We start from the raw sequence: 25070 nt of genomic DNA, 5'->3' as shown, positions 1-25070 counted from the left end.
GTTGCGCCTTGCCCGTGGAGAGAAAAGTGATGGCTGAATACAAGGTCAAATGGTTTGCAAGCGAGATGCAGGGCGCACCGAGTATGGGTGATACCGCAGAGGGCGCCCTGGCGGCGCTGCTCAAGGCGGTGCTGGTCACCGGCTTTGGCACCCTGACCATCAACGCGCTGGCTTTCGATGCCGCCAAGGGGTGGGCGGTGGCGACCTTTACCGGTGGTCATGCCTATCTGCAAGACTCAGTTGTCCAGGTCGAGGGGGTATCGCCTGTTGCCTACAACGGCGAGCATCGGGTGATGCAGGTCACCGCCACTCAGGTCTGGTTTGAGATTGACGGCGGCAACCCCGGTGCTGCCGGTTCTGGCGCAGCCATGACCATGAAGGTGGCGCCGCTGGGCTGGACGATCACCCATGAGAGCGGTGACGGGAAGATCTTCATCGTGCGGCCCACCAATGTCAGTGAGTCAGGCAATGTCAGCCTGCGCATCGACAATTCGGCGTTTACGGGGTGGATGGGGCCAAACTATTTCAACTATCTGGCCAAGGTGGCGATGGTTGAGGATGTGGTGGATATCAACAGTTATACCAATATTGGGGAGTGGCGCTGGCCTTGTACCGGGCGCTTTTCCAACCGGCGTTGGGATCTGGTGGGCGATAGCCAGCTGTTTTACTTCATGCCTGCTTATGCGGCAGGTAACTACCAGTTTATGTATAGCTTTGGCTATATCAGAACTGTTCGGCCAGGCGACCGCTATCATGCCGTGATTAACATCTATCCGACTACCAATGCCAATGAGCAGGGGCGTAACTGGCAACAGGGTTCATCCAGTTGGGCGGTTTGGGGCAACCTGTATCCCAATTTTGACAACGCCAGCCACCGGATAATTGCCCGGCCATATCACCAGCTATTCGGTGCCACCAACTGGTTTATTAAAGGGCTGTTTGGCCGATTCGGTAACGGTTTGAACATCCCCAACGGCCCGGACAACGGTTTCTATGTGACCCAGGATCCCACCATGGTGATCGAGAGTGGCAACCACCTGCGTGGCTATTTGCCCGGTTTGGTGTGCCCGTTCGCCACAATAGGGGCATGGGACAGGAAGAACTTCAAAGACCTGCCTGCCATGCCTGGCAAGTTGTTGCGGTTTGTCAGGGTGGGGTTTCAGGAAGATAACTATACCGCTGGGCAGACCTGCCTGATGGGCTTTGACCTGACCGGCCCCTGGAGGTAAGTCATGGCGACTTTCCTGCCGTCAAAAGGGTGGCTGATGCTATCGGCTGCCCAGACCATTACCTACGATGCCGCGCTTGATGTAACCGCGACCGGCGGGGCGGAATGGGCAGACTGGTTTGGCGATACCGCCGATATCGGGTTGTTCCGTTATGCCTATAACAAGAGCGGTGCTGCTGATACCGGCGTATGGGGTGGGTCTATCCCGTTCAAGCCCATTGGGTATCGGTTGAAGATTGGGGCATCCAACGCCTGCTGGACTAACGACCTGTGCGATATGGATCTGGAGTTTCTGGATGCGGCGGGCAATGTGGTCGCCGCCCTTCGCACCCGCACAGATGGCACCTATCGCAGCGGGCTATGGTACGGCCCAAGCCTTGCCAGCCTGACCAAAGCCACCCAGCGAGACGCATACCCGCGAACCTATGGCGAGCTGACCTTTACCCCAACTAGCCTGATTTATACCGATGATGGCGGTCAGCATCGCAACCAGTCATTTACCCTGACCTGCAATATGGCGGTGGTAACGACCCTGCGTTTTAGCAATATGCGCTCCTACGAGACCTATACAGGTGGCAACGGTTGCCGTGCCGAAACCTATTTGCGCATTGCAGGCGGGCCACCTGGGTTTAATGGCGACTTTGCTGCGCTAACGGCAGAGCAGTACACCGCGTTGCAGCCGGATTTGGTATTGCCAGTCGGTGCGGCTATTGAGCATCAATCCGGGGTCGGGTTGGTCGCTTCTGGCACTGCACCATCCTACGTCTTGGCCAGGGGGATTTTGCCTGGTCAGACTGGGGTGCTGTTCGATGCGGCTGGCGCTGTGGTTGCCCAGCTGGCTTACCTCAATGGTGTGGCCAAATTGACGGTGGGCGGGGTGACCACTCAAGGGCCAGCTGATGCACCCTATCTCGGCTTGGCCGCTATCAATGGGCAGGTGTTTGGCTACTACCAGACCAAGGTGTTTACCCGCTCAACGCAATTCATTGCCTCAACGCAATACAAGATATGGATAGAGCTGCAACCGGGAGACCGCCTGGACAGGATAGGGACTGAATTTGTCCCGCTCCAGGTCGAGTTTACCTATGTGCTGTTCACCACCCCGATGACCGTTACCGTGGCCAACCAGGAGACCCGCGCCCAGTTCCTGCCGCAAGATGTGGCGTGGCAAGGGAAACCGCCGTTTTATCCTGGCCCGTTGTGTATCCAGCAGATTAGCCAGCGAGTGATCTGCAAGGGGCGGGATTACTTCTGGATCCGCGATGGGGTACGCAACGTGGAACAGGGATTTATTGAAAGCACTGTGACCATCAGCGGGATGGGAGTTCGGCGCCGGGTACTTTGCTTTACCCAGGATGGCGAGCTGGTTGGCGAGACTTACAGCCGCGCATCGGATGGGGTCTATCGGTTCGATCTGCTGTGGCTGAATCGCCGTTATATGGTGGTCGCCCAGGATGACCCGGCATATGGCCCCGCTGACTACAACGCCGTAGCCGCCGACTATCAGGCGCCAAAACCCTATCCGCCTGGTGGTAGCGTGGCGCCCGAGCCGTTCCCCATGATTGCCCCGCTCAAGAGGAAACAACCATGATCTCTTATGCCGAAGGGCTGCGCACCAGTCGCGCCCAGCTATTGGCCACGGCCATTGATACGGGCACCGGGGCCAGTGCCAAGCTGACCATCTACACAGGTACCAAACCGGCACCGGGGGCGGCCCCGACTGACCAGCTGGCTCTGGTGGCGCTGACGTTCAGCCACCCTTGCGCCAAGACGGTCGCTGGTGGGGTGTTGACCCTGAAACCCCTGGCCGAGCAGATGGCCACCGCCAGCGGTGCTCCCACCTGGGGGCGCATTGTTGACCGGGATGGGGCCTTTGTGGCGGATCTCGATGTCGGGGTGCCGGGCAGTGGCGCCGATCTGGAGCTGCCCGCAGCGGAGTTTTTGGCCGGTGCGCTGATCCGCATTAATACAGCCACCATCACAGAACCGTAACCGGGGGGCCATATGGCCAGAAAGGATGCCAGCCTAGCGCTGCGTAAGGCTCGCAGCATCAATGGCCAGCTGGAGCTAAACCAGTCCGACGTAGTGCGCCTGGTCGGCATCCTGAATAGTACCAACTTGCCGCCACGCCTGAGTGCGTCACCGGGTCTGGTGCTGGTATCGGTATTGGATGGCGCCCCGCATCGTTCCAGCGCGATGCTGGACGGCTCTGTGGTACTTGATGCGGTGCTTGCCAGCCAAACCCATAGCCGGGGTGAGCTGCTTGGTGAGTTCGTCATCGAATGCACCATGGCCAGCACATCCCGCGCCCCGCAGCCTGTGCTCGCCGGGCAGTATGACCAGAACGTATTCCGAGGCCCTGCCAGTGCAATGGGGGATGAGTGGGAGCGGGCAGATAGCCATTCCCAGGCACTCAGTAGCGAATGGCAGAAGGCCGGTACCGAGCGGGCAACCAGCAGCTCCCTGTGGCAACAGGCCGCCGCGCATCAGCAGCAGGTGGCTGAGCTGGGCGAACAGATGCCCCAGACGTTCATGGCAAATCAACAACGCTTTGCCGAGGGGCTGCCGGTCAGCCAGCAGAACCGCGAGGGCTATGACAGCCTGGCCGCTGGCCATGTGGCGAATCAGTCCCTGTGGGTTGAGGCGGCCCCGGTCAGTAGCTGGCGCCTGGTCGGGTTCACCAACCCGCCGCGCTTTGACAAGGCTTGGCTGGCTGACCAGTGGCAAGAGGGCATCCTCATTGGTAAGGGGGTCGCCGCTCAAGCCTGGCACCACGGCAAGCCGCTGATAGAGGGCTGGCGTGATGGCTGGGATGAGGCCATGTTGCCCTCCTGGGGCAAGACGCCACCACCAGAACCACCCAAGCCCCCCATCCGCCCCGATAAGCGGGTGCTGCGGCTGGCATTCGGGCGCAAGCGCGACACGGCAGAGCTGGAGTTTGTCTGGCAGGGCAGCGATGCGGCAATCGTCATTCCAACCCGGAGGGTTTATCTGGTGAGCAATACAGCGAAGATTGTGCGGGTACGCGATGGGCTCGATATCCCTGCCACGGCGGTAAGTATCGAGCTCGATACCGACTCCTGGGCGTGGCAGTTCAGCGCTCAAATCCCCCGTATCGCGGCGGCTGCGTTGACCGATGAGGAAGAGGTCAGCATTCTTATCAACGGTCAGCAATGGGACTGCGTGTGTGATGGCTGGCAATCGAGCCAGAGCTTTGGCCGTGAGTCAGCAACGCTGACGGGACGCTCTCGCACCGCTTACTTGTCACCGACCCATGTATTGGCGCAGGCGGTGAGTGAGCGTGCTGCAGCGACCATGGCCCAGCTGGCTGCGGCCGTATTGCCGGTTGGTTGGACGCTGGATTGGCAAGCGGCTGACTGGTTGGTACCTGCCGGGTTCTTTAGCCTGGATAACCAGACCCCGATCGAGGTGGTCAGGTACCTGGCTGATGCGGCCGGTGGTTTTGTGCTGCCACACCAGCGTAACCGTCATCTGGTCATCAAGCCGCGATATCCCACCGTGCCGTGGCAGCTCGATACTGCAGAGGCCGATGTGGCGATCCCCCGAGCCATCATTACCACCCTGGGCAGTGACTTCCAGCCGGGTCATGCCGCCAACGGGATTTGGGTCAGCGGTGGCCATCAGGGCATCAGTGCGCGGGTGGTGCGCCAAGGGACAGCTGGCGAGCAACAAGCGCCAACAATCACCCACCCGTTGGTGAGCGATGTGACGGCAGCCCGTGCCCAAGGTGTGGTGGGGCTGGCCAAGACCATGCCCAAGCGTACCCAGACCATTGAACTGCCGTTGTCAGCTGATACCGGCTTGATCCTGCCGGGTGCGCTGCTCGCCGTGGACGGTTGGAAGGGTTACAACCGGGGCGTCAGGGTCTCTGCTGCGCTGCAGAACAGGGCCATGACGGTGCGCCAGCAACTGAGTGTGGAGCGATTTGTATGAACCTGTTTAAGCGATTCCTGGAGCTGGTACCCGGTGCAGATCCCTTGCTGGTCGGTACCGTGACCGCAGTAGGTACCACGACCACCACTCTCAATACGTTGGCGGGTGGAACGGTCACAGTACGTGGCACAGGGATAGCCATCGGCAAGAAGGCGTTTTACAGGGGAGGGGAGCTGGCAGGAGAGGCGCCGGATTTACCGACCTATGAGATAGAGGTTTAATGCCGGTTTAACGGGGTTATCAAACTCAGTGATTCCGGTGCCACCAAGTTTGATAAACTATCGGGCCGGTAGCTTTTCATTTTCCCCGCAAGTCTTTTTCATTTTCGGCGGCGGGCTACACATCGCATAAAACCCTGGCGCTGGGTTTGATCCCGGACTCAAAAGGTCTCTAAACACTGGCCTTATCAAGGCAATGGAGTGGTGAGTGAGCCGCAGGGAACGCCGGGGAAAACAAAAAGGGCCACCTCTTGCGAAGTGGCCCTTTCCAAACGTTTGGTGGAGCTGGCGGGAGTTGAACCCGCGTCCAAAATTCCTACATCCTCGGTACTACATGCTTAGTCACTCTTTACATTCGCCAACCCGCTGCGGAGGGACACGCCACGAATTGACTAGCTCGATTGGTTTTAATGCTTCCGCCCCGAGCAGGACTTCCACACGATCCTGTGAAGGATGACCTTCCGATTCCCTAGGACACAGGCAAGCTAGGGTAGAAGGGCTCTGAGCAGGTTATTAAGCTGCCAGTGCGTAGGTTTCGTCGTTTGCGACTATTTTTTTGCGGCTTTTTAGCGAGGCCAACCGCACCTCGGCATGCACCTTGGGTTTCGAGAATCCTGTCGAATCCAAAATCAGCCCCAAGTTGCGGCGATTGTAAGCCCATCGGGGCGGCCGTGGCAAGGCGCACAGACGAATTGACCGGCAAACGCCGGTCAATCGCAGAAAGTTTGTGCAGACAAGGGGTTAGCCCAGGCGCTTGTTCTTCATGATGCGCGCTTTTTCGCGGTCCCACTCGCGGGCCTTGGTGGCTTCGCGCTTGTCGTGGTCCTTCTTGCCCTTCACCAGGCCGATCTCCACCTTGACCCAGGGACCCTTCCAGTAGAGGGAGAGGGGCACTATGGTGTAACCCTGACGCTCGATAAGGCCGGTGAGGCGGTCGAGCTCGCGACGGCTCAGCAGCAGCTTGCGCAGACGGGTCGGGTCACAGATGACGTGGGTCGAGGCCATCTGCAGCGGCAGGAAGGTGGAGCCAAACAGATAGGCTTCGCCGCGCAGGAAGGTGATATAGGCCTCGCCGATGTTGGCCTTGCCCGCCCGCAGGGATTTGACTTCCCACCCCAGCAGGGAGAGACCGGCCTCGATCTTCTCCTCGATGAAGTATTCGTGGCGAGCCGTCCGGTTCAGGGCAATCGTGCTGGAGCCGGCTTTGTTTTTACTGTTCTTTTTCGACATGACGGGCGATTCCGGCAGGTAATGAGGGGGCCATTATACGTGGCCGCCGACGGCTGTAAAACGCGCAGGGGTGCGAGTGGCCATTTGTTAGGCAGTGTTGACGGTGATTTTGTGCGGCGCGGTGATAAAATCACGGCGAAAGGATGAGGAAAAGCCATGCCCCGTATCAATCGAAGTGCGCTGGTGATGTTCAGCGCCGAGCAGATGTTCTCTCTGGTCAATGATGTTCATGCCTATCCCCAGTTTCTGCCGGGTTGTGTCGGTAGTCGGGTTCATGAGCACGGTGACGACTATATGACCGCCTCGGTCGAGGTGGCCAAGGGGGGCATTGCCAAGACCTTCACCACCCGCAATGCCCTGGAGCACAATCGTCGCATCAGCATGCAACTGGTGGATGGCCCCTTCAGCAAGCTGGTGGGGTGGTGGACCTTTACCCCCCTCGATGTGGATGCCTGCAAGGTGGAGTTCGAGCTTGAGTTCGAGTTTTCCAATCGGCTGGTGGAGATGGCCTTTGGCAAGGTGTTCCGGGATCTGGTGAGTGCCATGGTCAGTGCCTTCACCACCCGCGCCAAGGAGGTGTACGGTGTCTGAGCAGATCCTGGTTGAAGTCGCCTATGCCCTGCCCGAGCGCCAGACCGTCATCCCACTGCGTCTGGGGGCCGGCACCACGGCCCGACAGGCTATCGAGGCGTCGGGGATTCTCGATAAACACCCGGAGATCGATCTCTCTGTCAACAAGATCGGCATCTACAGCCGGCCGGTCAAGGAGTCCGAACCCCTGCAGGATGGGGACCGGGTCGAGATCTATCGCCCCCTCATCGCCGACCCGCGCGAGATGCGCAAGAAGCGGGCCGACAAGGCGAAAGAAGAGGGACGGGCCAACCCGGTGACCGGCGCCAGGCAGCCGCAGGAATAGGGTGAGCATGAAACGGGAGGGGCGCCATGGCGCCCCTCTCTGTTACCAGAGCTGTAGCCGTTCGTTCTCGACCGTCTCGGCTCCCGCGCCTTCGGCCAGGGCCACCATGGCACGGGCTACCCGATGTGCCTCGATGGCACGAAAACGGGCGAGAGGGCCGCGCAGCAAGGGGGCGATGAAGGGGTAGATGCGCTGGCTTATCTGCTCGCTGCGGCGGGGTCGCGGGCGATCCCCGAGCAGCATGCCCGGGCGCACCACCACCAGACGTTCCCACTCCATGGCGTGCAGGGCCTGCTCCATCTCTCCCTTGGTGCGCGGATAGAGAAACGGCGAGCCGGGGTTGGCGCCCAGGCTCGAGACCACCACCAGACGGCGGCAGCCGTGGCGCCGGGCCAGCCTGGCAAAGGCCAGCACATAGTCGAGATCGACCCGGCGAAAGGCCGCCGCCGAGCCGGCGTCACGGCGCGTGGTGCCGAGGGCGCAGAAGGCGGTGTCGATGGTGACGGGCAGGGGGAGTTCCTCGAGGCGCTCGAAGTCGGTCTCACACCAGTGCAGGTGAGACTCGCCGGCAAGGGGGCGGCGGCAGGGCAGCCAGAGTTCGGCCCGGGGCGCCAGGCAGGCGACCAGCTCGCGGCCGATCAGTCCGCTGGCGCCCCCGATCAGGATCTGCGTCATGGGGTCCTCCCCTTATAAAAAAACCGGCCAGTGGCCGGTTTTCTCATCAGAGCGGGGTATTGAAGGTGGCCGGGACGGTAAAATCGCCCGTGATGGTGGCCAGGCGATCGCCGACAAACTTCAGGGTCATCTCCTTGCGCTCGAGATCCCCACGGCCCGGCTGGAACTCATAGAGGTAGTGCCAGGTGTCGTGGTCGAAGGCATCTTTGAGCATGGGGGAGCCCAGTACATAGACCACCTGCTCGCGGGTCATGCCCTGGCGCAGCTTGTCTACCTGTTTTTGCTCCACATAGTTGCCCTGGGGAATATCGATGCGATAGACCAGGCTGCAACCGGAAAGGGTTAGGGCGGCCAGAGCGGCGGCCATCAAGAGTTTCATCCGCATAGCGAGTTCAGATCATCCATACCGTCTTATGAGCTCGGCACATCATACCGGCACCCATGCCGGAAGTAAAAAGGAGGGCTCCGGGCCCTCCTGACTTTTCAATATGTTGGCACCCGATTTACATGGCGGCGCGGAAGATGGCCTTGATCTCGTCGTGGCTTGCCTGTTTCGGGTTGGTCAGGCCGCAGGCATCTTTCAGGGCGTTGGTGGCCAGCACGTCGAAGTCGTCGGCCTTGACGCCGAGCTGCTCGAGGCCAGCCGGGATCTGGACGTCACGGGCCAGGGCCTTGATGGCGTCGATGGCGGCGGCGGCACCCTGCTCGTCGCTCATGGCGCTCACGTCCACACCCATGAAGCGGGCCACATCCTTGAGGCGGCCGGCACACACCTGGGCGTTGTAGGCCTGAACGTGGGGCAGCAGCACGGCGTTGCACACCCCGTGCGGCAGGTCATAGAAGCCGCCGAGCTGGTGAGCCATGGCGTGTACATAGCCGAGGCTGGCGTTGTTGAAGGCCATGCCGGCCAGGAACTGGGCATAGGCCATCTGCTCGCGAGCGTGCAGATCGTCACCGTGGCTCACGGCGCGGCGCAGGTGCTTGGCGATGAGTTCGATGGCCATGATGGCGCTGGCGTCGGTGACCGGGGTGGCGATGGTAGAGACATAGGCCTCGACCGCGTGGGTCAGGGCATCCATCCCGGTGGCGGCAGTCAGACCGGCCGGCTTGGCCAGCATCAGCTCGGGGTCGTTGACCGACATCAGGGGAGTGACGTGCTTGTCGACGATGGCCATCTTCACGTGACGGGCTTCGTCGGTGATGATGCAGAACCGGGTCATCTCGGAGGCGGTGCCGGCGGTGGTGTTGATGGCAATCAGCGGCAGCTGCGGCTTGGCGGAGCGATCCACCCCTTCGTAATCCTTGATGTTGCCACCGTTGGTGGCGACCAGGGCGATCCCCTTGGCGCAGTCGTGGGGGGAGCCGCCACCGAGGGAGATGACGAAGTCGCACTGCTGCGCCTTGAGCAGGGCCAGGCCGGCGTCGACGTTGCTGACGGTCGGGTTGGGCTTGGTCTCATCGAAGATGACACTCTCAACCCCGCGCTCGGCCAGCAGGGCGCTCACCTTGGCGACAACCCCGATCTGGCTCAGGACCTTGTCGGTGACGATCAGTGCCTTCTTGTAGCCATAGCCCTGGATGTCGGCGGCGGCGCTGGTGAGGCTGCCGGCGCCCATCAGGTTGATGGCGGGGATGTAGAACTTGAATGCGGCCATGTTTCATTACTCCGTTTTTTTAATACTAAAGAGGTATGTCCTGTGACCACTTTAGCCAAGGATCCGCGCTCTTGAGAAGTCATATGAGTATTCATTTTGCTACTTTATGGTGTCGATCACGGCCCTGAAAACCGCAGCCTTTGCAGGGTTGACAGCCATGGGGAAATAGCGTGGGAGTGTCGAAACGTTTTTCAATAAATTCATCACGTTAGCAAACGTTTTGCGCGAAATTTGGCAAGGGTTAAGCGCAGAAGTGTGAGGCCCTTCAAGGAAATGGGCGTTGGGATCGCCCATAGTTGGCGCTCCCCGAAACGGGGGGAAAGATAGCTTGAAAAGTACCTTAAACACTGCGCCTGCCAGATGGCGGTGGCGATCAGGAGTTGACTATGTCTGATGTATTTCACTTGGGTTTGAAGAAAGCGGATCTGCAAGGTGCCACGCTGGCCATAGTGCCGGGTGACCCGGAGCGGGTGAAGCGCATCGCCGAGCTGATGGACAATCCTGTGCTGCTGGCCAGCCACCGTGAATTCACCACCTGGCGCGCCGAAATGGACGGCAAGGCCGTCATCGTCTGCTCCACCGGTATCGGCGGTCCCTCTACCTCTATCGCCGTGGAAGAGCTGGCCCAGCTGGGGATCCGCACCTTCCTGCGCATCGGCACCACGGGTGCCATCCAGCCGCATCTGAACGTGGGCGATGTGATCGTCACCACCGGCTCTGTGCGCCTCGACGGTGCCAGCCTGCACTTCGCGCCGATGGAGTTCCCGGCCGTGGCCGATTTTGAGTGCACCACCGCCCTGGTCGAGACCGCCAAGGAGCTGGGCTCCAGGCTGCACGTGGGCATCACCGCCTCTTCCGATACCTTCTACCCGGGTCAGGAGCGTTACGACACCTTCTCCGGCCGCGTGGTTCAGCGCTTCCAGGGCTCCATGAAGGAGTGGCAGTCCATGGGCGTGCTCAACTTCGAGATGGAGTCTGCGACCCTGCTGACCATGTGCTCCAGCCAGGGGCTGCGTGCGGGCATGGTGGCCGGTGTCATCGTGAACCGTACCCAACAAGAGATCCCGAACGCCGAGACCATGGCGAAGACCGAATCTGATGCCATCAAGATCGTGCTGGGCGCCGCCCGCAAGCTGATCTGATAGCACCACGCCGAGTGGGGGGTGGGGGCCGTTGCGAAAGCGCGGCCCCCATCTTTTTTTGTCATCCCCGAAAGTGTGAGCCGGTCACCGGAAGGGGACGAACGAGACTGGTAGGGTAGGCGTTTTTCCAGCGGTAAGGAGAACCCCATGGCGCTGCCCATCATCATCGACTGCGATCCCGGCCACGACGACGCCATCGCCCTCATCCTGGCCCTGGCCAGCCCTGCGCTAAAGGTGCTGGCGGTCACCACCAGCGCCGGCAACCAGACCCCGGACAAGACCCTGCGAAACGCCCTGCGTATCCTCACCCTGCTGGGGCGACGTGACATTCCGGTCGCCGCAGGGGCACCCAAGCCCTTGCGGCGTGAGCTTATCATTGCCGACAACGTGCACGGGGAGTCCGGGTTGGACGGCCCGGCGCTGCCCGAGCCCGCCTTCGCCCCCGTATCCCTCACCGCCGTCGAGCTGATGGCCAACGCCTTGCGCGACAGTCCCGAGCCGGTGACCCTGGTGCCGACCGGTCCGCTCACCAACGTGACCCTGCTGCTGGCGGCGCACCCCGAGCTCAAGCCCAGGATCGCCCGTATCGTGCTGATGGGGGGCAGCGCCGGCCCGGGTAACTGGACGCCGGCCGCCGAGTTCAACATCTATGTGGACCCCGAAGCGGCCGAGATGGTGTTTCAATCCGGTGTGCCCATCACCATGTGTGGGCTCGACGTGACCCATGAGGCCCAGGTGATGGATGAGGATATCGAACGCATCCGTGCCATCGGCAATCCGGTGGCCCGCACCGTGGCCGAGCTGCTCGATTTTTTCATGATCTACCATCGAGATCCCAAGTGGGGCTTTGCGGGGGCACCGTTGCACGACCCTTGCACCATCGCCTGGCTGCTGCGCCCGGGGCTCTTTCATGGCATCGACTGCCGGGTCGGCATTGAGACCTGTGGCGAGTACACTGTGGGCATGACGGTGGTGGATCGCTACGGCCTGTCGGGCATGGCCCCCAATGCCACCGTGCTGCTGGGGGTGGATCGCCCGGGCTTTATCGATCTGCTGGTGGAGCAACTGCACGCCTATGACTAGGGAGTAGAGGATGCGCGGGAATCTGGGGTGGCTGCTGGCCGCCCTCGCACTGGGGGGCTGCTCGTCCCCCTTCGAGCGAATGTGGAGTGGGCTGGAGCAGTGCCGCTTCGATGGTCTCTATCTGGATCCTGAGAGCGGCGAGCCGGGCAATCCCGCATTGGCCCGCTACCGCCCCTGGAAGGTGGAGGAGGGGCTCGCCTGGTTTCGGGTTGAGGAACACTATCGCGACATTCCGGTGAGCGGCTTTGTCGTGCCGGCCTCCAGCTTCGATGTGCATCTGCTCTTCATCCCGCTTCCCCTCGACGAGGCGCGGCGCCAGTTTATGCACTACTTCGGCACCGATTTCTCTGACGTGCGTCCCTACCGGGATGGCACGGCCCCCCTGCTGACCCGCAATCGCGGGGATCTCGAGACCAGCGTGCTCGACTGCACCCGCCCCGAGGAAGACGATGAGGATTAACGAGGCCTCGCCCCTGGCGGCTCTGATGGACTCCTTTCCCTATCCGGGTCGGCTCGAGCTGATTGCCTTGCGCCCGGCGCGTGGCGCCCCGGTTGTGCTGGTTGAGCAGGCCCGGTTACAGCCGGGCAAGGGGCTGGAGGGGGATCGCTTCGCGGGCCGGGAGCAGAGCAAACGGCAGGTGACCCTGATCCAGGCCGAGCATCTGGCGGTGGTGGCCGGCTTGTTGCAGCTGCCCGGGCTGGCCCCGCTCGGCAGCACCCTCTTTATTGAGGCGATGGCGGCGCGCGTTAGACGCAACCTGGTGGTGAGCGGCATCAACCTGCTCGCCCTCAAGGGGCGCACCTTTCGCCTCGGGGAGGCGCTGCTCGAATACACGGGGCCGTGCGAGCCCTGCTCCAAAATGGAACTCACCCTCGGCCCCGGCGGCTACAACGCCCTGCGCGGCCACGGCGGCATCACGGCGCGAGTGCTACAGGGCGGCGCTATCGGGCAGGGGGACGCACTTATCCCGCAGCCCTGAGGGGCTCGGCGATGGGCTCGTGACAGATCTGGATATCCACCGGCAGCTTGTAAAGCAGCTGGCGCGCCAGGGAGCCCTCCATCCAGTGGTGCCGGCTGCCGACCAGCAGCAGGTCGCAAGGATGGCTGGCGAGCCAGGCCGCCAGATCCCGAACCACGTCGTCGACCGCCAGGCATTGATACTCGGCCGGATGGGAGAGGGTGGCGACAAGCTCGCTGATCCCGGCTTTGGCCGCGAGCTCGGCGCGGGCGCTGCGCTCTGCAGCGGGCAGCTCGATATGCTCGTTTCGCACCTGGCTGCTGTGGGTCAGGTGCAGCAGGGTCAGCGGGCTGCCCATGGCGTGCGCGAGGCGGCTCGCCTTGGCCAGGGTCTCGCGTTCGTACGCCTTTCCTTCCAGCAGCAATACGATACCGTTTTTCATCGCTCTCTCCTTACTGTGAGCCACAGACCAAACTCTCGCATCCGTAGATGAACCCGCCATGAAGCTAACGGCGCAGGGCCAGCAGCAAGACGCCGCCTGTGATGAGGCCAAGGGCCAGCCACTCGCGCGGCTGCGGGCGCTCGCCGAGCAGCACGAACGCCAGGAGCGCCACTAGCACCAGGCTCAGCTTGTCGACCGGGGCCACCTGATAGACCTTCCCCACCTTGAGGGCGCGGAAATAGCAGAGCCAGGAGGCGCCGGTTGCCACGCCCGAGAGGATGAGAAAGAGCCAGGTTCGTCCACTCAGGGTGCCCAGATCCCCCCACTTGCCGGTCGCCACAAGCGCGAGGAGAGGCAGCAGCACCAGAGTGCGGATCAGGGTGGCGAGATCCGGGTCCACCTCCTGCAGTCCCAGCTTGGCAAGGATGGCGGTGAGGGCGGCGAAGAGCGCCGACAGCAGGGCCCAAACAAGCCAGTCGGAAGCGGGCATGGCTCACCTCGAGGTTAGGGGTTTTCCTGAGTGTAGGCAGTGGCGGAGCGCAGGGCGGTGCACATGCTACCGGTTTGGCTCACGGCTCCTCATCAGGCCGGGTATTGGTTGCGAAGTGCCGGGTCGTCGCTCGAGTACTCGACAAACTCCACCTCCATGCCGTCCGGATCGATGAAATAGAGGTTGCGCCTGCCCGAGTCGGGGGCCCCCCGGCTGCTGACGGGATAGCCGGCCCCCGTCATTCGGCTCTCCAGTGCATCCAGGTTGCTGGTGACGAAGGCAAAATGAGCCAGACCGGGTTGATGGCCGGCGAGCTCGCGGCTGTGCCCTGCGCCGTTATCGTTCAGGGTCAGGTACTGATAGTCATCGCCGTAGTGCAGCCAGCGGCGCGCCTTGCCATGCCAGCTTCCTTCGCCGCCGCCGCGCACCCGCCACTGGGGAAACGCGGTGCGATAGAAGGCGAGGCTGCGGTCCAGATCGGTGACCACCAGATTGAGATGCTCGAGATGAATCATGGGATGCTCCTTGGTTGGATTGACTCGGGTTCACATGCCGTAGGGATAAGGGTCCCGATAGTGGCGCAGCGGCAGTAGCAGCTCGCTGTAGCGCGCCAGCAGGGCGAGACTCTCGTCGATGCGACGGCGCAGGGACCGCTCGCGTTCACTCTGTGCCGACTCTGGCAGCGGGTGCAGGACCGAACCGACACTGCGGACGATAAGGTGGGCGGGAATAAAGAGCAGCTTGTTGTTCTTGTTGCTGCCTTGACGCTCAGGGATGGGATAGACGCCGTGGATGCCGCTCGAGACGCTCACCAGCAGGGTTGGCTTATGGCCAACCAGGGGAACATCCGCATTCATCAGCCACTGCTTGAGCAGTGGAGAGGCCATGCCATTCCATTTTGGAGAGATCAGGATGAAGGCATCGCTCTGGGCCAGCCGGGGGACCATCGCCTGCCAGGCCTCTCCCTTGCTTGCTTCATCCTCTCCATCCCAGAAGGGGATGGGATCCCGGGCGAGATCGATCCGCTCAATGTCGTGAAACCCGACCGCCTGCTCGGCTAAATACCGTGCGACACGGGCACTCTGGGCCTCTTGTCGCGGACTGCCATTGATGATGGTGAGTCTCATAATAAATAAACCAAAGTGTTGTTAAATTGTTTTTGTAATGTATTTGCTTTATTTAAATGGCGCAAGATAAAGTAAACAAAAAAGTTTACTTAACCTCATCGGCGGCCATAATAGGCCGACAAGGGGGAGTGAGACGATGAAGAGCACAGAGCGGATCCTGGCGCTGCTCAAGCAGCAGGGACCCATGACGGCGGCGGCGCTGGCCGCTCAGTTGGAGATGACCTCAATGGGGGCGCGTCAGCATCTGCAGGCGCTGGAGGCCGACGGTATGCTCAGCTTCGAGGATCGCAGCGAGGGGCGCGGCAGGCCTGCGCGTTACTGGCGACTCACCGAGCAGGCGCAGCCCCATTTCGGGGATCGCCATGAGGAGCTGACCCTGGCGCTGATCGACTCGGTACGGGTCATCTTCGGCGAGCAGGGGATGGAGGCCTTGATTGCCCACCGCGAGGCGACCTGTGAGGCGCACTACCGGGCGGCACTGGCCGGCGCCACGACCCTTGCCGAACGACTGGCTCGGTTGGCCGAAGAGCGCAGCCGTGAGGGCTATATGGCCGAGGTGATGCAAGAGGGGGAGACCTGGTGGCTGCTCGAGAACCACTGCCCCATCTGCGCCGCCGCCAGCCACTGTCAGAACTTCTGCCGCTCCGAGTTGGCGCTCTTCAGCAGTCTGTTAGGGGAGGGGGTGACGGTGGTGCGAGAGGAGCACATCCTGGCCGGGGCGCGCCGCTGCGCCTACCGGATCGACGCGACCGTCTGACGGTCAAGGGGCCATCAGGCCCCTGTCTGTTATGCCCTTCGCCGCCGGTGAGGGAGCGCCGATTATCTCCCACACCGAGAAGAGGGCCCGATGGCCCTCTTGTGCACTTAGCCTGCCAGTCGCTCGCGGGCGTTGGCCAGGGTGTTGTCGGTGATGTGTTCCCTTAAGCGAGAAGAGGGCCCGATGGCCCTCGTGTGCGCTTAGCCTGCCAGCAGCTCGCGGGCGTTGGCCAGGGTGTTGTCGGTGATGTGATCCCCCCCGAGCAGACGGGCCAGCTCGTTGAGTCGGTCCCGCTGGGCCAGCGGCTGCATGCGGGTTTCCGTGGTGTGGCCGTCGGTGTGCTTGCTCACCACCATGTGCTGGTGCCCGTTGCCGGCCACCTGGGGTAGGTGGGTTACGACCAGCACCTGGGTCGATTCCCCGAGCTGGCGCAGCAGGCGCCCCACCACGGCGGCGGTGGGGCCGCTTATCCCCACGTCCACCTCGTCGAAGATCAGGGTGGGGGTGGCCATCTGGCGAGCACTGATCACCACCAGCGCCAGGCTGATGCGCGACAGCTCACCACCCGAGGCAACCTTGCCGAGGGGTTGCAGCGGCTGTCCCGGGTTGGTGGTGACCATAAACTCGACCCGGTCGATGCCAAGGGGCGAGAGACTCTGCCCCCGATCGGCAACTACCTCGATGGCAAACTGGCCCTGGGGCATGGCCAGCTCGGTCATGCTCTCGCTGACCCGGCCGGCCAGCGCCTCGGCGTGACGGCGGCGGCTTTGGCTGAGCGCCTCGGCGGCGGTGAGGAAGGCCTCGCGCGCCTCGGCGAGCTCGGCCTCCATCCCCTCGAGGCGCGCCTCGTCGGAGCCGATGCGAGTCAGCTCTTCGGTCAGCCCCTGATGATGCAGGGCCAGCTCGGCCGGTTTGACGTGGTGCTTGCGGGCCAGCGAGATGGCCCGCGACAGGCGGCTCTCGAGCTCGATGAAACGCTGGGGATCGAGTTCGAGATTGTCCAGATAGCCGCGCAGCTCCCCATGGCTCTCTTGCACCTGGATGAGCGCCTCATTGAGCATCTCGAGCACTGGGGTGAGGCGGGAATCCATGCCGACCAGCCCTTCGGTCTTGTCGATGGCGACCTGCAGCAGGCTGGTGATGGTGGTGTCGTCGTTCTCGTAGAGCAGATCGATGCAGCTGCCGCACTCTTGCATCAGCTCGGTGCCGTTGGCCAGGCGCTGGTGCTCCTCTTCCACTTCCTCGAACTCGCCGGGTTGCAGGGCAAACTCGTCGAGTTCCTGCACCTGATATTCGAGCAGCTGGCGACGGGCCTCGCGCTGCTGCTGCTCGGCCTTGAGGCGGACCAGCTCGTTTTGCAGCTGGCGCCAGCGCTGGTAGTGCTCGCGCACCTCACCGAGGAGCAGGGTATGACCGGCGTAACCGTCGAGCAGGGCAAGCTGATAGTCGGGGCGCAGCAACAGCTGGTGAGCATGCTGACCGTGCACGTTCACCAGCAGCTGGCCCAGGCTCTTTAGCTGGGCCAGGGGCACGGGCACGCCGTTGATATAGCTGCGCGAGCGTCCCTCGGCCGAGACCACCCGGCGCACTATGCACTCTTCTCTCTCTTCGCTTTCCAGCTCGTTGCTGGTGAGCCAGCCGCGGGCGGCGGGGTTGCCGGCAAGCAGGAAACGGGCGCTCACCTCGGCCTTGTCGCAACCGGGGCGCACCATGCTGGCCTCGGCCCGCTCGCCCAGACACAGGCCCAGGGCATCGATGGCAATGGATTTGCCCGCACCGGTTTCACCCGTGATACAGGTCATACCCGACTGGAGATCGAGCTCGAGGAACTTGACGATGGCGAAGTTGGTAATGGTGAGCTGTGCCAGCATGGTCGCGCGTCCTGTGAGGCCATACATTACTGTTTATGTATCCAGTATATACTGGTTTTACATACAGTAAAGATGCCGGGCCGAGGATCTCGAAAAACGGCCCGCGCAGGGCCGAATGACACGGGGCCAGAAGGGCAGGGTTAGAAGAGCTTGCTGCCCCAGCCGAGCTTGTTGCGCAACACGTGGAAGTAGCTGTAATCGAGGGGATGCACCAGCTTGAGCTGGTGGTGGCTCTTCTTGATGATGATCTCGTCGCCCGGGTGCACCGCCAGGGTGATCTGGCCGTCGCAGCTCACCTGCATGGCGTCGTCCTGGTTGTCGGGAGAGACCAGCAGGCGCACCTCGCAGTCGGCGTCCAGCACTATGGGGCGGCTGCTCAGGGTGTGCGGGAACATGGGCACCAGCGTGATGGCGCTGAGCTTGGGGGTGAGGATGGCGCCGCCGGCGGAGAGGGAATAGGCGGTGGAGCCGGTCGGGGTCGCCACGATAAGTCCGTCCGAGCGCTGGCTGTACATGAAGCTGCCATCGATGTAGACCTCGAACTCGATCATGTGGGCGATCTTGCCCGGGTGCAGCACCGCCTCGTTGACGGCCAGGTTGCTCGCCTTGCGCTCCCCGTGGCGATAGACGGAGGCCTCCAGCAAGAAGCGTTGCTCGCTCTTGAAGTGGCCCGAGAGCACCTGCTCGAGGGGCACCAGATAGTCTTGCGGCGAGAGATCGGTGAGAAAGCCGAGGTTGCCCCGGTTGACGCCGATCACCGCCACGTCGAAGCGCGACAGGACCCGCGCCGCCCCCAGCATGTTGCCGTCGCCGCCCACCACGATGGCGAGATCGGCGCGCTCCCCGAGCTGCACCAGATCGACGATGGACTCACTGTCTGCGACGCCGAGGGCCTGTGCCACCCGGCTCTCGACCAGCACGGTGAAGCCGCGTTGGGTCAGGTAGTCGTGCAGTCCTTTGAGGGTCTGATTGGCGCCGTTGTGATGGGGTTTGCCGATGAGGCCTATGGTCTTGAACGGAGAATTCATGGTTTGCGTCGTATGTCGCCCGTGATGGGGCGAGTATACCGCGTTTGCCCCGCTTTTCTGCTGCTATATAGCCAAACCGGCGCATGCCCTCTTGAAAGCCGGTTCGTCGTCCCCATAATAGCCCCACGTAAAGAAGTTACCTGTAATTTGGAGATGTCATGAACCACGAAGAGCAGAAGGTCGAACAGGTGGAAGGGCTGGAAGATCACGTCGAGCAGCCCGATGTGGACAGCGAACTGACCCCGGAGCAGGCACGCATTGCCGAGCTGGAGGCCCAGCTCGAGGCTGCCACTGCCGCCGCGGCCGACGAGCGGGATCGTGCGGTTCGCGCCGTCGCCGAGATGGAGAACCTGCGTCGCCGCGCCGCCCAGGACGTGGAGAAGGCGCACAAGTTCGCCCTCGAGAAGTTTGCCGCTGAGCTGCTGCCCGTCATGGACAACCTGGAGCGCGCCATCGAGCTGGCCGACAAGGAGAACGAGGCCCTCAAGCCGATGGTGGAAGGGGTTGAGCTGACCCTCAAATCCATGCAAAACGGCGTGGCCAAATTTGGTCTGGTGGCGGTGGATCCCACCAACCAGCCGTTCGATCCCAACGCCCATCAGGCCATGAGCCTGGTGCCGAGCGCCGATGTCGCCCCCAACACCGTCATCGCCGTGATGCAGAAGGGCTATGAGCTCAACGGCCGCGTCATTCGTCCGGCCATGGTGATGGTCTCCAAGGCCGTCGACTGAGTCGTCCGGCCGGGAGTGAGCCCGCCCCGTGGCGGGCTTTTTGTTGATTTTTTTTAAGGCCTACCCCTTGAAGGGTCGATCCTGACCCCCATATAGGATTCAAGCCTGCGGCGGGAGTGGCCGGGGCGGTCGGGAAATTTATCGCCGACCCCTTGAAAGCCAGTGGGGGCGACCCTATCTAGCCGTTAACGAGACATAAAGGCAGGTTTGCCTGCCACATCAGTTGAAGCATTTGGAGATTCGTCAAATGGGTAAAATCATCGGTATTGACCTGGGTACTACCAACTCTTGCGTAGCCATCCTCGATGGCGACCACGCTCGCGTGATCGAGAACGCCGAGGGTGACCGTACTACTCCGTCCATCATTGCCTATGCCGATGACGGCGAAATCCTGGTTGGTCAGCCTGCCAAGCGTCAGGCCGTCACCAACCCGAAGAACACCCTGTTCGCCATCAAGCGTCTGATCGGTCGTCGTTTCGAAGACGATGAAGTGCAGCGTGACCTCGAGATCATGCCGTACGCCATCGCCAAGGCCGACAACGGTGACGCCTGGGTTGAGGTGAAGGGCAAGAAGATGGCCCCTCCGCAGATCTCTGCCGAGGTGCTGAAAAAGATGAAGAAGACCGCCGAAGACTTCCTCGGTGAGCCGGTGACCGAAGCCGTTATCACTGTGCCGGCCTACTTCAACGACGCCCAGCGTCAGGCCACCAAGGACGCCGGTCGCATCGCCGGTCTGGAAGTGAAGCGTATCATCAACGAGCCGACCGCGGCCGCGTTCGCCTATGGCGTGAACAAGGTCAAGGGCGAGCGCAAGATCGCCGTCTATGACCTGGGTGGTGGCACCTTCGATATCTCCATCATCGAGATCGATGAAGTGGAAGGCGAGACCACCTTCGAAGTACTGGCCACCAACGGTAACACCCACCTGGGCGGCGAAGACTTCGACAACCGCATGATCAACTACCTGGTTGACGAGTTCAAACGTGAGCAAGGCATTGACCTGCGCAACGACCAGCTGGCCCTGCAGCGCCTGAAAGACGCCGCCGAGAAGGCCAAGATCGAGCTCTCCTCTGCCCAGCAGACCGACGTCAACCTGCCGTACATCACCGCCGATGCCACCGGTCCCAAGCACATGAACATCAAGGTGACCCGCGCCAAGCTGGAAGCCCTGGTGGAAGACATGGTGAAGGACTCCCTGGAGCCGGTTCGTGTTGCCCTGAAAGACGCAGGCCTGTCTGTTGGCGAGATCGACGACGTGATCCTGGTGGGCGGTCAGACCCGTATGCCGCTGGTTCAGAAGACAGTGGCCGAGTTCTTCGGCAAAGAGCCGCGCAAAGACGTCAACCCGGACGAAGCCGTGGCCATGGGTGCTGCCATCCAGGGCGCCGTACTCTCCGGCGAGAAGACCGACGTACTGCTGCTGGACGTGACTCCGCTCTCTCTGGGTATCGAGACCATGGGTGGCGTGATGACAGCGCTCATCGAGAAGAACACCACTATCCCGACCAAGAAGTCCCAGGTGTTCTCCACCGCCGAAGACAACCAGTCTGCCGTGACTATTCACGTGCTGCAGGGTGAGCGCAAGCGCGCCGGTGACAACAAGTCCCTCGGCCAGTTCAACCTGGAAGGCATCCGTCCGGCGCCCCGTGGCCTGCCGCAGATCGAAGTGACCTTCGACATCGACGCCAACGGCATCCTGCACGTCTCCGCCAAGGACAAAGAGACCAACAAGGAGCAGAAGATCACCATCCAGGCTTCCTCCGGTCTGTCCGATGCCGAGATCGAGCGCATGGTTCGCGAGGCCGAAGCCAACGCCGCCGAGGACAAGAAGTTCGAAGAGCTGATCCACGCCCGCAACCAGGCCGATGGTCTGCTCCACTCCGTGCGCAAGCAGGTTACCGAAGCCGGTGAAGCCCTGCCGGCCGACGACAAGAGCAAGATCGAAGCCGCGCTGTCCGAGCTGGAAGCGGCCATCAAGGGCGACGACAAGGCCGCTATCGAGGCCAAACAGCAGGCTCTGCTGGAAGTCTCCCAGAAGCTGATGGAGATCGCTCAGCAGCAAGCCCAGGCCCAGCAGGGTGGCGAGGCCGGTGCCGGCCAGCAGCAATCCTCCGCCAAGGCTGACGATGACGTGGTCGACGCCGAGTTCGAAGAAGTGAAGGACGACAAGAAGTAATTGTCCCGGCGGGTCGGCAACGGCCCGCAGGGTGCGCCCCTGAGTGCACTGTCCATGAATTCACGGGCGTTGGGAGACCAACGCCCGTCTGCATAAATGCTGATATAGCAACAGGATGAGTATGTCGAAGCGCGATTACTACGAAGTGCTGGGTGTGGCCAAAGGCGCCGACGAGCGCGAGATCAAGAAGGCCTACAAGCGCCTGGCCATGAAGTACCACCCGGACCGCAACCAGGGTGACGCGGAGGCCGAGGAGAAGTTCAAGGAGGTCAAAGAGGCCTACGAGATCCTGACCGACGCCGAGAAGCGAGCCCGTTATGACCAGTTTGGCCATGCCGGGGTCGACCCCAACATGGGTGGCGGTCACGGTGGCTTTGGTGGCGGCGCCGACTTTGGCGACATCTTCGGCGACGTGTTTGGCGACATCTTCGGTGGCGGACGTGGTGGCCGGCGCGGTCCGGCCCGCGGTGCCGACCTGCGTTACAACATGGAGCTGACTCTGGAGGAGGCCGTGCGCGGCGTCTCCAAGGAGATCAAGATCCCGACCCACGTGCACTGCGAGCAGTGCAACGGCACCGGCGCCAAGAGCAGCGCCGACGTGAAGACCTGCCCCACCTGCCACGGCTCCGGCCAGGTGCAGATGCGCCAGGGCTTCTTCGCGGTGCAGCAACCCTGCCCCCACTGCCACGGACGCGGCAAGATCATCGCCATCCCCTGCGGCAAGTGCCACGGCGAGGGTCGCTATCAGCGCACCAAGACCCTGTCGGTCAAGATCCCGGCGGGTGTCGACACCGGCGATCGTATCCGTCTCTCCGGCGAAGGTGAAGCGGGCGAGACCGGCGCGCCGAACGGGGATCTCTACGTGCAGGTGCACGTGCGCGAGCACGAGATCTTCGAGCGCGATGGCAACAACCTCTACTGCGAGGTGCCGATCAGCTTCACCGCGGCGGCCCTGGGCGGCGAGATAGAAGTGCCGACCCTGGACGGCCGGGTCAAGCTCAAGATCACTCCTGAGACCCAGACCGGCAAGATGTACCGGATGCGCGGCAAGGGCGTGAAATCGGTGCGCTCCGGCCAGATTGGCGATCTCATGTGCAAGGTGGTGGTCGAGACCCCGGTCAACCTCACCGAGGAGCAAAAAGAGCTGCTGCGTCAGCTGGACAACTCCTTCAGCGGGGCGGCGGCCAAGACCCACAAGCCCAAGTCCGAGGGCTTCTTCGAAGGGGTGAAACGCTTCTTCGACGATCTGACCAACTGACGGGTCATCCACAACGCCGGCTTTCGCCGGCGTTGTTCTTTCTGCCGGGGCAGGCGTGACCCTGTGCCGTGTCTGGGCCGGCTGGCCATTGAGAGCAAGGGCGACACCCCTGATTGCCCCCTTGCCACCACATTTTCTTACAAAATAACCGACCGGCAATGGCGCCATCCTGGGTTAAAAGGAGTCCCTGTTACCCCACACGGAGTGGTTGTTATGAACCGCAAACGTCGCGCCGCCCTCTTGTCGGTCTGTTCCAACAGCGTGCTGATCGTCGCCAAGCTGGCCGTCGGCCTGCTCACCGGGGCGGTCAGCATCATCTCGGAGGCGATCCACTCGGCCATGGATCTGGTGGCCTCCCTCATCGCCTTCTGTTCGGTGTCGCGCTCCGACGCGCCCCCCGATGCCTGTCACCCCTATGGACATGACAAGATAGAAAACATCTCCGGGGTGATGGAGGCGCTGTTGATCCTGGCCGCCTCGCTCTGGATCCTGTTGGAGGCGGGGTCCAGGCTGTTTGCTCCCGAGCCGCTGACAGGCCCAGGCTGGGGTGTGATGGTGATGGGGGGCTCGGCCCTGGTTAACGTGCTGGTCTCCCGTCACCTCTATCGGGTCGCCCGGGAGGAGGAGTCCCTGGCCCTCGAGGCCGATGCTCTGCACCTGAAGGCCGATGTGCTGACCTCTCTCGGGGTGGCGACGGGGCTGCTGCTTATCTGGGGTGGCATGGTACTGGGTTGGGATCTGGCCCGCCTGGACCCCCTGGTCGCCATCGGCGTGGCCCTGTTCATCCTCAAGGAGGCCGCCGAGCTTTTGGCCCGGGCCCTGCGTGGTCTGCTCGATCACCGAATGGAGGAGGGGGAGCTCGATTCACTCGAAGCATTGCTACGGGAGCGTTGCCCCCGGGGCACCGGCTATCACGACCTGCGCAGCCGACAGTCCGGTCGTCGCCGCCATATCGACTTCCACCTGACGGTGCCGCCGGCCATGACGGTGGATCGCGCTCATGCCCTGTGTGACGAGCTGGAGGAGGCGATCCTGGGGCTGCTGCCCCATGCGGTGGTGCTTATTCATGTGGAGCCTGATAGCGTACACCCGTTATAACAGAGGGGCGGCCATGGCCGCCCCGTTTCATTGCGTAAATCCCATTCGCTTGAGGATCATCGCCGCCGGACAGAAGCCGGTGAAGGCGCTCTGGATCAGGTTGGCACCGACAAACACACTCAACCAGACAAAGCCCGGGTGTACCCAGGTGGTCAGTACCAGGGAAAGCAGCAGCATGCAGCCCGCCACCACCCTCACCCCATTGTCTACCGTCATCACTCCCTCCCCATTACGTTGAATTAGTCATTGCTAATTTAGCATTGCTTTATAAAATGGAGCAAATATCAGCAATTTCTAATTTAAAGCCATGAGTCAGTTCGATGAGATGAATCGTCACGCCGAAGCGGCCGCGACCCTGCTCAAGGCCCTGGCCCATCCCGAGCGTCTGTTGGTGTTGTGCCAGCTGCTCGAGGGGGAGAAGGGGGTGGGCGAGCTGCTCGCCCACAGCCGTCTCGGTCAGTCCGCCTTCTCCCAGCAGTTGGCGGTGCTGCGGCGCTGTGGGCTCATCCATTCGCGCAAGGTGTCCCAGCAGATTTACTACTCGCTGAGGAGCGAGGCGGTGAGTGATGTGCTGGCCGCCCTGGCTCGTCACTTCTGTCACGTCGAGGAGAAAGAGAATGATTGAGACCCCATGGTTGCTGTCGTTACTGGGCGGCACCCTGATAGGCGGCGCCGCCCTGCTTCTGCTGCTGGTCGGTGGGCGCATCGCCGGGGTGAGCGGAATCCTGGCCGAGGCGCTGCAGCGGGGGACTCCCTGGCGCTGGGTTTTCCTGTTGGGGCTGGGACTCGGCGCCTGGCTCGCCTTCACCCTGGGCTGGGCCACCCTGCCCGTTTTCGATGCCCTGCCGGCCTGGCCCTGGGTGTTGAGTGCCGGGCTTCTGGTCGGAGTCGGTACCCGGCTTGGCAATGGCTGTACCAGTGGTCACGGCATCTGCGGCATGGGGCGACTGTCGCCGCGCTCCCTGGCCGCGACCCTGACCTTTATGACCAGCGGTATCGTCACCGTCTTCATCACTCACCACCTCTTGTAAG

The 25070-nt window shown here is 62.3% G+C and carries 29 protein-coding genes and 1 other RNA gene; 18 read left to right on the top strand and 12 right to left on the bottom strand.

What is annotated here, in order from left to right; all coding sequences use genetic code 11:
- The first annotated feature begins 29 nt into the window (after positions 1–29).
- Genes AB5Y48_RS12910 through AB5Y48_RS12890 form a run of 5 tightly spaced genes read left to right on the top strand, consistent with a single transcriptional unit; the run spans position 30 to position 5403 of the window.
- On the top strand, positions 30–1229 hold the full coding sequence (locus AB5Y48_RS12910) for a hypothetical protein (RefSeq protein WP_368164708.1): 1200 nt from the start codon (positions 30–32) through the stop codon (positions 1227–1229).
- Positions 1230–1232: 3 nt separating this feature from the next.
- Positions 1233–2819, top strand: coding sequence for a hypothetical protein (locus tag AB5Y48_RS12905; RefSeq protein WP_368164707.1), 1587 nt, complete (start codon positions 1233–1235; stop codon positions 2817–2819).
- A complete protein-coding gene (locus AB5Y48_RS12900) occupies positions 2816–3220 on the top strand; it encodes a hypothetical protein (protein ID WP_368164705.1) in 405 nt (134 codons plus the stop codon). The genes AB5Y48_RS12905 and AB5Y48_RS12900 overlap by 4 nt, the downstream gene beginning before the upstream one ends.
- 12 nt (positions 3221–3232) lie before the next feature.
- Positions 3233–5182 carry a hypothetical protein gene (locus AB5Y48_RS12895; RefSeq protein WP_368164703.1) on the top strand — a complete coding sequence of 650 codons (1950 nt, stop codon included), beginning with the start codon at positions 3233–3235 and terminating at the stop codon, positions 5180–5182.
- Positions 5179–5403 (top strand): hypothetical protein, encoded by a 225-nt coding sequence (locus tag AB5Y48_RS12890; protein ID WP_201915856.1) that lies wholly within the window; start codon positions 5179–5181, stop codon positions 5401–5403. The genes AB5Y48_RS12895 and AB5Y48_RS12890 overlap by 4 nt, the downstream gene beginning before the upstream one ends.
- Before the next feature lie 274 nt (positions 5404–5677).
- Here the strand turns inward: AB5Y48_RS12890 and ssrA are convergent.
- Positions 5678–6037, bottom strand: a transfer-messenger RNA (tmRNA) gene (ssrA, locus tag AB5Y48_RS12885).
- 104 nt (positions 6038–6141) lie between these two features.
- Positions 6142–6630, bottom strand: coding sequence for an SsrA-binding protein SmpB (gene smpB, locus AB5Y48_RS12880; protein WP_050664550.1), 489 nt, complete (start codon positions 6628–6630; stop codon positions 6142–6144).
- Between the two features lie 156 nt (positions 6631–6786).
- Here smpB and AB5Y48_RS12875 point away from each other — a divergent pair, with 156 nt between their 5' ends.
- Entirely contained in the window at positions 6787–7221 is a 435-nt protein-coding gene (locus AB5Y48_RS12875; RefSeq protein ID WP_050664551.1) for an SRPBCC family protein, read from the top strand.
- A complete protein-coding gene (locus tag AB5Y48_RS12870) occupies positions 7214–7546 on the top strand; it encodes an RnfH family protein (protein WP_050664552.1) in 333 nt (110 codons plus the stop codon). Before AB5Y48_RS12875 ends, AB5Y48_RS12870 begins: the two co-directional genes overlap by 8 nt.
- A gap of 42 nt (positions 7547–7588) precedes the next feature.
- On the opposite strand, the gene AB5Y48_RS12865 is transcribed toward AB5Y48_RS12870, so the two are convergent.
- The 3 genes from AB5Y48_RS12865 to yiaY all read right to left on the bottom strand — a co-directional run bounded on the left by AB5Y48_RS12865 (position 7589) and on the right by yiaY (position 9876).
- Positions 7589–8221 (bottom strand): NAD-dependent epimerase/dehydratase family protein, encoded by a 633-nt coding sequence (locus AB5Y48_RS12865; protein ID WP_060585097.1) that lies wholly within the window; start codon positions 8219–8221, stop codon positions 7589–7591.
- A gap of 46 nt (positions 8222–8267) precedes the next feature.
- A complete protein-coding gene (locus AB5Y48_RS12860) occupies positions 8268–8606 on the bottom strand; it encodes an outer membrane protein assembly factor BamE (protein WP_050664554.1) in 339 nt (112 codons plus the stop codon).
- 118 nt (positions 8607–8724) lie between these two features.
- Positions 8725–9876, bottom strand: a complete 1152-nt coding sequence (gene yiaY, locus AB5Y48_RS12855) for an L-threonine dehydrogenase (RefSeq protein WP_060585099.1) — start codon at positions 9874–9876, stop codon at positions 8725–8727.
- A gap of 386 nt (positions 9877–10262) precedes the next feature.
- On the opposite strand from yiaY, the gene udp reads away from it, so the two are divergent.
- From udp to AB5Y48_RS12835, 4 genes are all read left to right on the top strand, one after another.
- Positions 10263–11018, top strand: coding sequence for a uridine phosphorylase (udp, locus tag AB5Y48_RS12850; protein ID WP_050664556.1), 756 nt, complete (start codon positions 10263–10265; stop codon positions 11016–11018).
- Between the two features lie 147 nt (positions 11019–11165).
- Entirely contained in the window at positions 11166–12101 is a 936-nt protein-coding gene (rihA, locus tag AB5Y48_RS12845) for a pyrimidine-specific ribonucleoside hydrolase RihA (protein WP_368164701.1), read from the top strand.
- A gap of 10 nt (positions 12102–12111) precedes the next feature.
- The gene (locus AB5Y48_RS12840; RefSeq protein WP_050664558.1) at positions 12112–12561 is read left to right on the top strand and encodes a hypothetical protein; all 450 of its coding nucleotides are present in this window, start codon (positions 12112–12114) and stop codon (positions 12559–12561) included.
- Complete coding sequence (locus AB5Y48_RS12835) at positions 12551–13081, top strand: MOSC domain-containing protein (protein WP_050664559.1); 531 nt, start codon at positions 12551–12553, stop codon at positions 13079–13081. The genes AB5Y48_RS12840 and AB5Y48_RS12835 overlap by 11 nt, the downstream gene beginning before the upstream one ends.
- On the opposite strand, the gene AB5Y48_RS12830 is transcribed toward AB5Y48_RS12835, so the two are convergent.
- The 4 genes from AB5Y48_RS12830 to AB5Y48_RS12815 all read right to left on the bottom strand — a co-directional run bounded on the left by AB5Y48_RS12830 (position 13065) and on the right by AB5Y48_RS12815 (position 15119).
- Entirely contained in the window at positions 13065–13502 is a 438-nt protein-coding gene (locus tag AB5Y48_RS12830; protein ID WP_050664560.1) for a universal stress protein, read from the bottom strand. The two genes, AB5Y48_RS12835 and AB5Y48_RS12830, sit on opposite strands and share 17 nt — an antisense overlap.
- Positions 13503–13566: 64 nt before the next feature.
- Entirely contained in the window at positions 13567–13992 is a 426-nt protein-coding gene (locus tag AB5Y48_RS12825; RefSeq protein WP_368164699.1) for an EamA family transporter, read from the bottom strand.
- A 92-nt stretch (positions 13993–14084) separates the two neighbouring features.
- Positions 14085–14507 (bottom strand): VOC family protein, encoded by a 423-nt coding sequence (locus AB5Y48_RS12820; RefSeq protein WP_050664562.1) that lies wholly within the window; start codon positions 14505–14507, stop codon positions 14085–14087.
- Between the two features lie 30 nt (positions 14508–14537).
- Positions 14538–15119, bottom strand: a complete 582-nt coding sequence (locus tag AB5Y48_RS12815) for an NAD(P)H-dependent oxidoreductase (RefSeq protein WP_368164698.1) — start codon at positions 15117–15119, stop codon at positions 14538–14540.
- A 136-nt stretch (positions 15120–15255) separates the two neighbouring features.
- On the opposite strand from AB5Y48_RS12815, the gene AB5Y48_RS12810 reads away from it, so the two are divergent.
- Complete coding sequence (locus tag AB5Y48_RS12810; RefSeq protein ID WP_368164696.1) at positions 15256–15876, top strand: helix-turn-helix transcriptional regulator; 621 nt, start codon at positions 15256–15258, stop codon at positions 15874–15876.
- A gap of 200 nt (positions 15877–16076) precedes the next feature.
- On the opposite strand, the gene recN is transcribed toward AB5Y48_RS12810, so the two are convergent.
- Together recN and nadK are read right to left on the bottom strand one after the other, a co-directional pair.
- Positions 16077–17747, bottom strand: a complete 1671-nt coding sequence (recN, locus tag AB5Y48_RS12805; RefSeq protein ID WP_368164694.1) for a DNA repair protein RecN — start codon at positions 17745–17747, stop codon at positions 16077–16079.
- A gap of 140 nt (positions 17748–17887) precedes the next feature.
- A complete protein-coding gene (gene nadK, locus AB5Y48_RS12800; protein WP_060585121.1) occupies positions 17888–18775 on the bottom strand; it encodes an NAD(+) kinase in 888 nt (295 codons plus the stop codon).
- Positions 18776–18933: 158 nt separating this feature from the next.
- Here nadK and grpE point away from each other — a divergent pair, with 158 nt between their 5' ends.
- The 4 genes from grpE to AB5Y48_RS12780 all read left to right on the top strand — a co-directional run bounded on the left by grpE (position 18934) and on the right by AB5Y48_RS12780 (position 24038).
- Positions 18934–19506, top strand: a complete 573-nt coding sequence (gene grpE, locus AB5Y48_RS12795; RefSeq protein ID WP_050664567.1) for a nucleotide exchange factor GrpE — start codon at positions 18934–18936, stop codon at positions 19504–19506.
- Between the two features lie 247 nt (positions 19507–19753).
- Positions 19754–21682, top strand: a complete 1929-nt coding sequence (dnaK, locus tag AB5Y48_RS12790) for a molecular chaperone DnaK (RefSeq protein ID WP_050664568.1) — start codon at positions 19754–19756, stop codon at positions 21680–21682.
- Between the two features lie 121 nt (positions 21683–21803).
- Complete coding sequence (gene dnaJ, locus AB5Y48_RS12785; protein WP_050664569.1) at positions 21804–22940, top strand: molecular chaperone DnaJ; 1137 nt, start codon at positions 21804–21806, stop codon at positions 22938–22940.
- A gap of 213 nt (positions 22941–23153) precedes the next feature.
- Complete coding sequence (locus AB5Y48_RS12780; RefSeq protein ID WP_368164693.1) at positions 23154–24038, top strand: cation diffusion facilitator family transporter; 885 nt, start codon at positions 23154–23156, stop codon at positions 24036–24038.
- A 27-nt stretch (positions 24039–24065) separates the two neighbouring features.
- On the opposite strand, the gene AB5Y48_RS12775 is transcribed toward AB5Y48_RS12780, so the two are convergent.
- Positions 24066–24254: a DUF2892 domain-containing protein gene (locus tag AB5Y48_RS12775; RefSeq protein ID WP_060585137.1), complete on the bottom strand. Its 189-nt coding sequence runs from the start codon at positions 24252–24254 to the stop codon at positions 24066–24068.
- A 91-nt stretch (positions 24255–24345) separates the two neighbouring features.
- Between AB5Y48_RS12775 and AB5Y48_RS12770 the strand changes: the two genes are divergently transcribed.
- A complete protein-coding gene (locus AB5Y48_RS12770; protein WP_050664572.1) occupies positions 24346–24663 on the top strand; it encodes a helix-turn-helix transcriptional regulator in 318 nt (105 codons plus the stop codon).
- The gene (locus AB5Y48_RS12765) at positions 24656–25069 is read left to right on the top strand and encodes a YeeE/YedE family protein (RefSeq protein WP_050664573.1); all 414 of its coding nucleotides are present in this window, start codon (positions 24656–24658) and stop codon (positions 25067–25069) included. The genes AB5Y48_RS12770 and AB5Y48_RS12765 overlap by 8 nt, the downstream gene beginning before the upstream one ends.
- Position 25070 lies beyond the last annotated feature (1 nt).

This window comes from Aeromonas sp. R6-2, from assembly GCF_040908155.1.
Taxonomy (GTDB): Bacteria; Pseudomonadota; Gammaproteobacteria; order Enterobacterales; family Aeromonadaceae; genus Aeromonas; species Aeromonas schubertii.
This window is presented reverse-complemented; position numbering and strand designations above follow the sequence as displayed.

Excerpts from the sequence above, each read along its gene's own strand:
- AB5Y48_RS12910 (WP_368164708.1), top strand. The coding sequence starts at position 30 with ATGGCTGAATACAAGGTCAAATGGTTTGCAAGCGAGATGCAGGGCGCA.
- AB5Y48_RS12905 (WP_368164707.1), top strand. The coding sequence starts at position 1,233 with ATGGCGACTTTCCTGCCGTCAAAAGGGTGGCTGATGCTATCGGCTGCC.
- AB5Y48_RS12900 (WP_368164705.1), top strand. The coding sequence starts at position 2,816 with ATGATCTCTTATGCCGAAGGGCTGCGCACCAGTCGCGCCCAGCTATTG.
- AB5Y48_RS12895 (WP_368164703.1), top strand. The coding sequence starts at position 3,233 with ATGGCCAGAAAGGATGCCAGCCTAGCGCTGCGTAAGGCTCGCAGCATC.
- AB5Y48_RS12890 (WP_201915856.1), top strand. The coding sequence starts at position 5,179 with ATGAACCTGTTTAAGCGATTCCTGGAGCTGGTACCCGGTGCAGATCCC.
- smpB (WP_050664550.1), bottom strand. The coding sequence starts at position 6,630 with ATGTCGAAAAAGAACAGTAAAAACAAAGCCGGCTCCAGCACGATTGCC.
- AB5Y48_RS12875 (WP_050664551.1), top strand. The coding sequence starts at position 6,787 with ATGCCCCGTATCAATCGAAGTGCGCTGGTGATGTTCAGCGCCGAGCAG.
- AB5Y48_RS12865 (WP_060585097.1), bottom strand. The coding sequence starts at position 8,221 with ATGACGCAGATCCTGATCGGGGGCGCCAGCGGACTGATCGGCCGCGAG.
- AB5Y48_RS12860 (WP_050664554.1), bottom strand. The coding sequence starts at position 8,606 with ATGCGGATGAAACTCTTGATGGCCGCCGCTCTGGCCGCCCTAACCCTT.
- yiaY (WP_060585099.1), bottom strand. The coding sequence starts at position 9,876 with ATGGCCGCATTCAAGTTCTACATCCCCGCCATCAACCTGATGGGCGCC.
- udp (WP_050664556.1), top strand. The coding sequence starts at position 10,263 with ATGTCTGATGTATTTCACTTGGGTTTGAAGAAAGCGGATCTGCAAGGT.
- rihA (WP_368164701.1), top strand. The coding sequence starts at position 11,166 with ATGGCGCTGCCCATCATCATCGACTGCGATCCCGGCCACGACGACGCC.
- AB5Y48_RS12840 (WP_050664558.1), top strand. The coding sequence starts at position 12,112 with ATGCGCGGGAATCTGGGGTGGCTGCTGGCCGCCCTCGCACTGGGGGGC.
- AB5Y48_RS12835 (WP_050664559.1), top strand. The coding sequence starts at position 12,551 with ATGAGGATTAACGAGGCCTCGCCCCTGGCGGCTCTGATGGACTCCTTT.
- AB5Y48_RS12830 (WP_050664560.1), bottom strand. The coding sequence starts at position 13,502 with ATGAAAAACGGTATCGTATTGCTGCTGGAAGGAAAGGCGTACGAACGC.
- AB5Y48_RS12825 (WP_368164699.1), bottom strand. The coding sequence starts at position 13,992 with ATGCCCGCTTCCGACTGGCTTGTTTGGGCCCTGCTGTCGGCGCTCTTC.
- AB5Y48_RS12820 (WP_050664562.1), bottom strand. The coding sequence starts at position 14,507 with ATGATTCATCTCGAGCATCTCAATCTGGTGGTCACCGATCTGGACCGC.
- AB5Y48_RS12815 (WP_368164698.1), bottom strand. The coding sequence starts at position 15,119 with ATGAGACTCACCATCATCAATGGCAGTCCGCGACAAGAGGCCCAGAGT.
- AB5Y48_RS12810 (WP_368164696.1), top strand. The coding sequence starts at position 15,256 with ATGAAGAGCACAGAGCGGATCCTGGCGCTGCTCAAGCAGCAGGGACCC.
- recN (WP_368164694.1), bottom strand. The coding sequence starts at position 17,747 with ATGCTGGCACAGCTCACCATTACCAACTTCGCCATCGTCAAGTTCCTC.
- nadK (WP_060585121.1), bottom strand. The coding sequence starts at position 18,775 with ATGAATTCTCCGTTCAAGACCATAGGCCTCATCGGCAAACCCCATCAC.
- grpE (WP_050664567.1), top strand. The coding sequence starts at position 18,934 with ATGAACCACGAAGAGCAGAAGGTCGAACAGGTGGAAGGGCTGGAAGAT.
- dnaK (WP_050664568.1), top strand. The coding sequence starts at position 19,754 with ATGGGTAAAATCATCGGTATTGACCTGGGTACTACCAACTCTTGCGTA.
- dnaJ (WP_050664569.1), top strand. The coding sequence starts at position 21,804 with ATGTCGAAGCGCGATTACTACGAAGTGCTGGGTGTGGCCAAAGGCGCC.
- AB5Y48_RS12780 (WP_368164693.1), top strand. The coding sequence starts at position 23,154 with ATGAACCGCAAACGTCGCGCCGCCCTCTTGTCGGTCTGTTCCAACAGC.
- AB5Y48_RS12775 (WP_060585137.1), bottom strand. The coding sequence starts at position 24,254 with ATGACGGTAGACAATGGGGTGAGGGTGGTGGCGGGCTGCATGCTGCTG.
- AB5Y48_RS12770 (WP_050664572.1), top strand. The coding sequence starts at position 24,346 with ATGAGTCAGTTCGATGAGATGAATCGTCACGCCGAAGCGGCCGCGACC.
- AB5Y48_RS12765 (WP_050664573.1), top strand. The coding sequence starts at position 24,656 with ATGATTGAGACCCCATGGTTGCTGTCGTTACTGGGCGGCACCCTGATA.